Origin of the sequence: uncultured Propionibacterium sp. (assembly GCF_963539965.1) — a bacterium.
Taxonomy (GTDB): domain Bacteria; phylum Actinomycetota; class Actinomycetes; order Propionibacteriales; family Propionibacteriaceae; genus Propionibacterium.
Map to the genome: position 1 here is coordinate 1 of NZ_CAUTOU010000090.1, position 6,292 is coordinate 6,292.

The following is a 6,292-nucleotide window of genomic DNA, read 5'->3' on the forward strand; positions in this document are numbered from 1 at the left end:
GGCCGCCGTCCCGCGCCGCCGGCTCGCCGCCGGCGGACGGCCGATCCGCGGTACGGGCCGGACCGGTGCTGCTCAGCATCCGTACGAGGATGACCCCCAGCACGGCGACAACGGCTGCGAGCAGGATGAGCACGATGAGAATCACTGACGTCATCTTCGCCTCACTGCGGGTATCGCTGCGCGGGCGCAGCGCCCGCTCATCCCGGAAGAATAGGGCCCCGCGCCCGCGCGGCGCATGCCGGGGTGGAGCATCAGCCCCCGGTCAGCTCGTCGAGCGCCCGGTTGACGGCGTCGACGGACACCGAGGGGCCATAGCCCCTGCGGGTCAGGACGCCGGCCAGGCGCCGGTACGCGACGCGGCGGTCCAGGCCCCTCATGGTGCGCGCCTTGGACCGCGCAAGCTCCAGTGCGGCGGCCGATTCGCCGGCCTGATCGAAAGCGGCGAGCGTGTCGGCGATGATCGCGTCGTTGACGCGCCTGGCGCGCAGCTCCTGCGCGATGGCGCTGGCGGAGAGCCCGCGGGAACGCCGGCGGGACTCGGCCCACATGGCAGCGAAGCGCTCGTCGTCGACCAGACCGACGGCCTCCAGTCGGTCGAGCACCTCGTCGGCGGCTCTCTGCTCGCAGCCCCGGCGTCTCACCAAGTAGTCGATGAGCTCGCCGCGCGAGCACTCGCGCTGCTCCATGCGGCGAAGAGCGATCTCGCGGACGACCCCGATCGGGTCGGCGTCGGGGCCGCCGCCCTCCTCCACGCCGCCCTCGGGCCCCCAGGCCGAGGCCCCCTGGGCGCCTCCGGCGCTCCCGCCCGCACCGGAAGCGTTCCCCGGGGTCTTCCGGCGACGGCCGCCCCGGCGCCGGAGGGGCGCGTCACTCACTGGGCCCGGGCCTCGACCGGCTCACGCACCTCGCCCGTGGCCGGATCCACACCCTCGGGAACGTCCGGGTCGGGGATGAGTCCCAGCCCGACGCGGATCTTGGTGTCGATCTCGCCGGCGACCTCGGGGTGGGAGACCAGGAAGGCGCGGGCGTTCTCCTTGCCCTGGCCGAGCTGGTCGTCGCCGTAGGTGAACCAGGCACCCGCCTTGCGGATGATGCCGGCGTCCACCCCCATGTCGAGCAGGCTGCCCTCGCGGCTGATGCCCCTGCCGTAGAGGATGTCGAATTCGGCGCGCTTGAACGGCGGGGCGACCTTGTTCTTGACGATCTTGACGCGGGTGCGGTTGCCGACGACCTCGCCGCCGTCCTTGAGGGACTCGATGCGGCGCACGTCGAGGCGGACCGAGGAGTAGAACTTCAGCGCGCGGCCGCCGGTGGTGGTCTCGGGGTTGCCGAACATGACGCCTATCTTCTCGCGCAACTGGTTGATGAAGATCGCCGTCGTATTGGCGTTCTTGAGGGCCCCGGTCATCTTGCGGAGGGCCTGACTCATGAGCCGGGCCTGCAGGCCGACGTGGTTGTCGCCCATCTCGCCCTCGATCTCGGCGCGCGGCGTCAGGGCCGCAACGGAGTCGATGACGATGAGTTCGAGTGCGCCCGAGCGGACCAGGGTGTCCGCGATCTCCAGAGCCTGCTCGCCGTTGTCGGGCTGACTGACGAGCAGCGCGTCGGTGTCGACGCCCAGGGCGCGGGCGTAGGTGGGATCGAGGGCGTGCTCGGCGTCGATGAACGCGCAGATGCCGCCCTCCGCCTGGGCACTGGCGATCGCGTGCAGAGCGACCGTGGTCTTGCCGCTGGACTCGGGGCCGTAGATCTCGATGATTCGGCCACGGGGAAGTCCGCCGATGCCCAGCGCGATGTCGAGCGCCACCGACCCGGTGGGGATCGACTCCATCTGCCCGAAGGTCTGGTCGCCCAGGCGCATGACTGAGCCCTTGCCGTGGGCCTTCTCGATCTGCGCGAGTGCGGCCTCGAGCGCCTTCTGCCGATCTGCAACGGCCATGTCTGTTTCCTCTCCTCGCGTCGGGGTGCGCCGACGGGTTCTCTCTCGACGCCTTGACTGTAGGAACTGGGTCCGACAATTTTTCACCGGACCCGGACCCGTGGACAACCAGATCGCCCGCAGTCACTTTATGCGAACACCCGTTCGAACTCCAGCGTTCGGCCTCGCGTGTCGCGAACGGCCCGGCCCCCCGGGCCCGTTCGGTCCGGCGCTAGGCTGGCCGGGTGCGTGAAACCGAGTTCTGGCGCCGGATGGTGAGGCATCTGGGGCCCGACTACGCCCGCGTATGGGCCGACCAGACCGTGCTCGCCGATCTCGACAACCGCACCACCAGTGAGGCCCTGGCGGCCGGCGTCCCCTTCAAGACGGTCTGGCGCGCGGTGTGGGCCTTCCTCGAACTGCCCGACAACCAGAGATAGCCCCCGGCGGGCCTCGGGAGGATTTGTCGGTGCCGGACGCAAGACTTGTGCGCATGACAGCACCGGAGCGCACGCCGGGTGAGCCGCTGGAGGCCTTCGGGCCCGCCACGCGCACCTGGTTCGGCGACGTCTTCGACTCCCCCACGCCGGCCCAGACCGCCGCATGGGCCGCCATCGGTTCGGGCGCGCACGCGCTCGTCATCGCGCCCACCGGTTCCGGCAAGACGCTCGCCGCCTTCCTGCACGGTCTCGACCGCCTGTCGCGCGAGGCCTCGGCCCAGCAGGAGCTCGTCGCTCCCCCCGCCGGGGGCACGCCGGCCGGCGCACCGCGCGGGCCCTCCGCCCACCGCAGGGGCGTGCGGGTGCTGTACGTCTCCCCGTTGAAGGCCCTCGCCGTCGACGTCGAGCGCAATCTCGCCGCCCCCCTGCGCGGCATCGCGACCACGGCCGAGCGGCTCGGCCTTCCCGCCCCCGAGGTCTCGGTCGCGGTCCGATCGGGGGACACGCCCGCGGGAGAACGCAGGGCTCTGGCCGTCCACCCCCCGCAGATCCTCATCACCACGCCCGAATCGCTCTTCCTCATGCTGTCGAGCAGGGTGGCGGGTACCCTGCGCGATCTCGACACGGTGATCGTCGACGAGGTCCACTCGCTGGCCGGCACCAAGCGCGGTGCCCATCTGGCACTGAGCCTGGAGCGCCTGTCGGCGATGCAGCGCAGCGGTGACTTCCAGCGCATCGGCCTGTCGGCCACCGTCCGGCCCGCCGAGCGGGTCGCGCGGTTCCTGGGCGGCGACCGCCCGGTGCGGATCATCAACCCGCCGGCGACGAAGACCTGGGACCTGCGCGTCCAGGTGCCGGTCGAGGACATGACCCAGTTGCGCGTCGAGAAGCCCGCCGGCGAACAGACCGCCGGTGCGGTGCGCCGGTCGATGTGGCCCCCGATAGAGCGGCGGGTCCTCGACCTGGTGCGCGCGCACCGCTCCACCATCTGCTTCGTCAACTCGCGCCAGAGCGCCGAGCGCCTCACGGCCCACCTCAACGAACTGCACGCAGCCGACCTGGGCGTGCCCGACGAACCGGTCGAGCCCCCCGCCCAGGTGATGATCGCCTCGGCCGCGTCCAAGGGCATGGACGGCACCGATGCGCCGATCATCGCCTGCGCGCACCACGGCTCGGTCAGCAAGTCGCGCCGCGCCCAGATCGAGGACGATCTCAAGGCCGGGCGCTTGGCCTGCGTCGTGGCCACCGGCTCGCTGGAGCTGGGCATCGACATGGGCGCGGTCGACCTCGTCATCCAGGTGCAGGCTCCCCCGTCGGTCTCGAGCGGGCTGCAGCGCGTCGGCCGGGCGGGCCACCGGGTCGGGGCGGTCTCGCAGGGCGTGGTGTTCCCCACCTCGCGCGGCGACGTGCTGCACTGCACCGTCATCGCCGAGCGGATGGGCTCCGGACTGCTCGAGGAGACCCCCTTCCTGCGCAATCCGCTCGACGTGCTCGCCCAGCAGATCGTCTCGGCCTGCCTGCCGAAGGCGGCGGCGGTCGATGAGCTCTACGCCTTGGTGCGCAGGGCCCAGCCGTACGCCGACCTGCCCCGTTCGGCCTTCGAGTCGGTCCTCGACATGCTCTCGGGCCGGTATCCGAGCGAGGACTTCTCCGAGCTGCGCCCCCGCCTCCACTGGGACCGGGTGAACGGTTCGCTCGAGGCACGAGCCGGCGCCGGGCGCCTGGTCGCCACGAGCGGGGGCACGATCCCCGACCGCGGCCTGTTCGGCGTCTTCCTGGTCGGCACCGAGAACGCCTCGGGCAGGCACGAGCCGGGCCGCCGGGTCGGCGAGCTCGACGAGGAGATGGTCTACGAGTCCCGCGTGGGCGACGTCTTCACGCTCGGCACGACCAGCTGGCGCATCGAGGAGATCACGTCGGCGCAGGTCATCGTCACGCCCGCCCCCGGTCAGCCCGGCAGGCTCCCCTTCTGGCGCGGTGACTCGCAGGGGCGCCCCGCCGAGCTGGGCAGGGCGATCGGGGCGCGCGTCCGCGAGCTCTGCGCCGCGGAGCGCGCCGACGCCCTCGGGGCCCTGGAGGCCTCCGGGCTCGGACCGAACGCCCGCACCAACCTCATGGCCTACCTGGACGAGCAGCGCGAGGCCACCGGCGCCGTGCCTGACGACCGCACGATCGTCGTCGAGCGCTTCCGGGACGAGATCGGCGACTGGCGCATCTGCGTGCACAGCGCGCTGGGCATGAGCGTCCTGTCCCCATGGGCGCTGGCGATCCAGGCGGGGCTCGCCGACCGCTACGGCGTCGAGGCCCATGTGAACGCCACCAACGACGGCATCATCGTCCAGCTGCCCGACGCCGACACGGCGGCGCCCGACTCGTCCCTGCTGGTGGTCCCCGCCGAGGACGTCGAGTCCGTCGTCACCGAGCAGGTCTTCGGCTCGGCCCTGTTCGCGGCCCGGTTCCGCGAGTGCGCGGCCCGCGCCCTGCTGCTGCCCCGCCGCGGCCCCGGCCGGCGTTCGCCCCTGTGGCAGCAGCGCCACAAGGCCGCCCAACTGCTGGCCGTCGCCGCCGGCTACCGCGAGTTCCCGATCGTCGTCGAGGCGATGCGCGAGTGCCTGCAGGACGTCTTCGATCTGCCCGCGCTGGTACGGCTGATGGGCGACATCGCGGCGCGCCGGGTGCGCCTGGTCGACGTCGAGACGGCCCAGGCCTCGCCCTTCGCGCGTCACATGCTCTTCGGATACGTCGGCGAGTTCGTCTACGACACCGACCAGCCGCTGGTCGAGCGCCGTCTCGCCGCCCTCAGCCTCGACTCCGGCGTACTCGCCGAGCTCCTCGGGCGCGACGGCGCCGGCGAGCTCATCGACCACGAGGTCGCGACGGCCTACGAGGCCCAACTGCAATATCTGACCGACGACCTCAGGGCCGGGAGCGCAGAGCAGCTGTGGGAGCAGATCCGCATGGCCGGGCCGTTCACCGGCGCCGAGTGCGCGGCGCGCAGCCGGTCCGACCCGGGGCCGTGGATCGACGAGCTGGTCGGCGCGTACCGGCTGGCGCGGGTGCGGATCTGCGGCACGCCCATGTACTGCGTCGACACCGATGCGGGCCTGCTGCGCGACGGACTGGGCGTCCCGGTCCCCACCGGTATCGGCGCGGGCGAGGTGCGCGAGGAGGCCCGGGCGCTGGCCGATCTGGCCGTACGCTGGTCGCGGCGCCATGCCGTCGTGACGGCGGACTCGTTCGCCCGGCGCTACGGGCTCGCCGTGGCGGCCGCCGTCCAGACGATGGCACGCCTGACCGGCGACGGCACGCTGGTGGCCGGGAATTTCTTCCCCGCCGCCCCGGAGAGCGGGGACGCCCTGAGCGCGCTGACCGGCGACGGCCCGCAGTACATCCATCACAACGTCCTGACGGTGCTCAAGCGCCGTACCCTGGCCGGACTCCGCGCCCGGGTCGAGCCCGTCGAGCAGCGCCAGTTCGCCCGATTCCTCGACGCCTGGCAGCAGCTCCCGACCCCCGGCGAGCCGGCCGGGGATGACGCCGAGGCCGCCCAGCGGCTGCTCACCGCGGTCGACGCCCTGGCCGGCTACCGCATCCCGGCCTCGATGCTCGAAACCGCCGTCCTGCCCGCCCGCGTGCCCGGTTATCGTCCGGCTCTGCTCGATCAGCTGCTGGGCTCCGGCCAGGCGGTCTGGAGCGGCGCGGGCCCCATCGGCGCCAACGACGGCTGGGTTCGCCTGTGGCCCGCCGACCTGGCCCCCACCGAGTCCGGCGACCGCACCCGGCTGAGCGACCTGGCCGAACGCGTGCTCGCCCGCCTCGAGGCGGGCGGGGCCTGGCGCGGCGTCGACTTCGCCGACGAGGGCACCAGCGCCGCGGCCGCGCAGGACGCCCTGTGGGAACTCGTCTGGGCGGGCCTGGCCACGTCCGACAGTTT

Annotated in this window: 4 protein-coding genes; 2 read left to right on the forward strand and 2 right to left on the reverse strand. The window is 72.7% G+C overall.

The features are described from left to right. Positions 1 to 251 precede the first annotated feature (251 nt). Together R2N01_RS10675 and recA are read right to left on the reverse strand one after the other, a co-directional pair. Positions 252 to 875 (reverse strand): regulatory protein RecX, encoded by a 624-nt coding sequence (locus R2N01_RS10675; RefSeq protein ID WP_316671012.1) that lies wholly within the window; start codon positions 873 to 875, stop codon positions 252 to 254. Next, positions 872 to 1,939, reverse strand: a complete 1,068-nt coding sequence (recA, locus tag R2N01_RS10680) for a recombinase RecA (protein WP_316671014.1) — start codon at positions 1,937 to 1,939, stop codon at positions 872 to 874. The genes R2N01_RS10675 and recA overlap by 4 nt, the downstream gene beginning before the upstream one ends. Positions 1,940 to 2,163: 224 nt before the next feature. Between recA and R2N01_RS10685 the strand changes: the two genes are divergently transcribed. Next, positions 2,164 to 2,358, forward strand: a complete 195-nt coding sequence (locus R2N01_RS10685) for a DUF3046 domain-containing protein (protein WP_316671016.1) — start codon at positions 2,164 to 2,166, stop codon at positions 2,356 to 2,358. Between the two features lie 53 nt (positions 2,359 to 2,411). Further along, positions 2,412 to 6,292, forward strand: a 3,881-nt coding sequence (locus R2N01_RS10690) for a DEAD/DEAH box helicase (protein ID WP_316671017.1), incomplete at its 3' end; no start/stop codon positions are given.

Excerpts from the sequence above, each read along its gene's own strand:
- recA (WP_316671014.1), bottom strand. The coding sequence starts at position 1,939 with ATGGCCGTTGCAGATCGGCAGAAGGCGCTCGAGGCCGCACTCGCGCAG.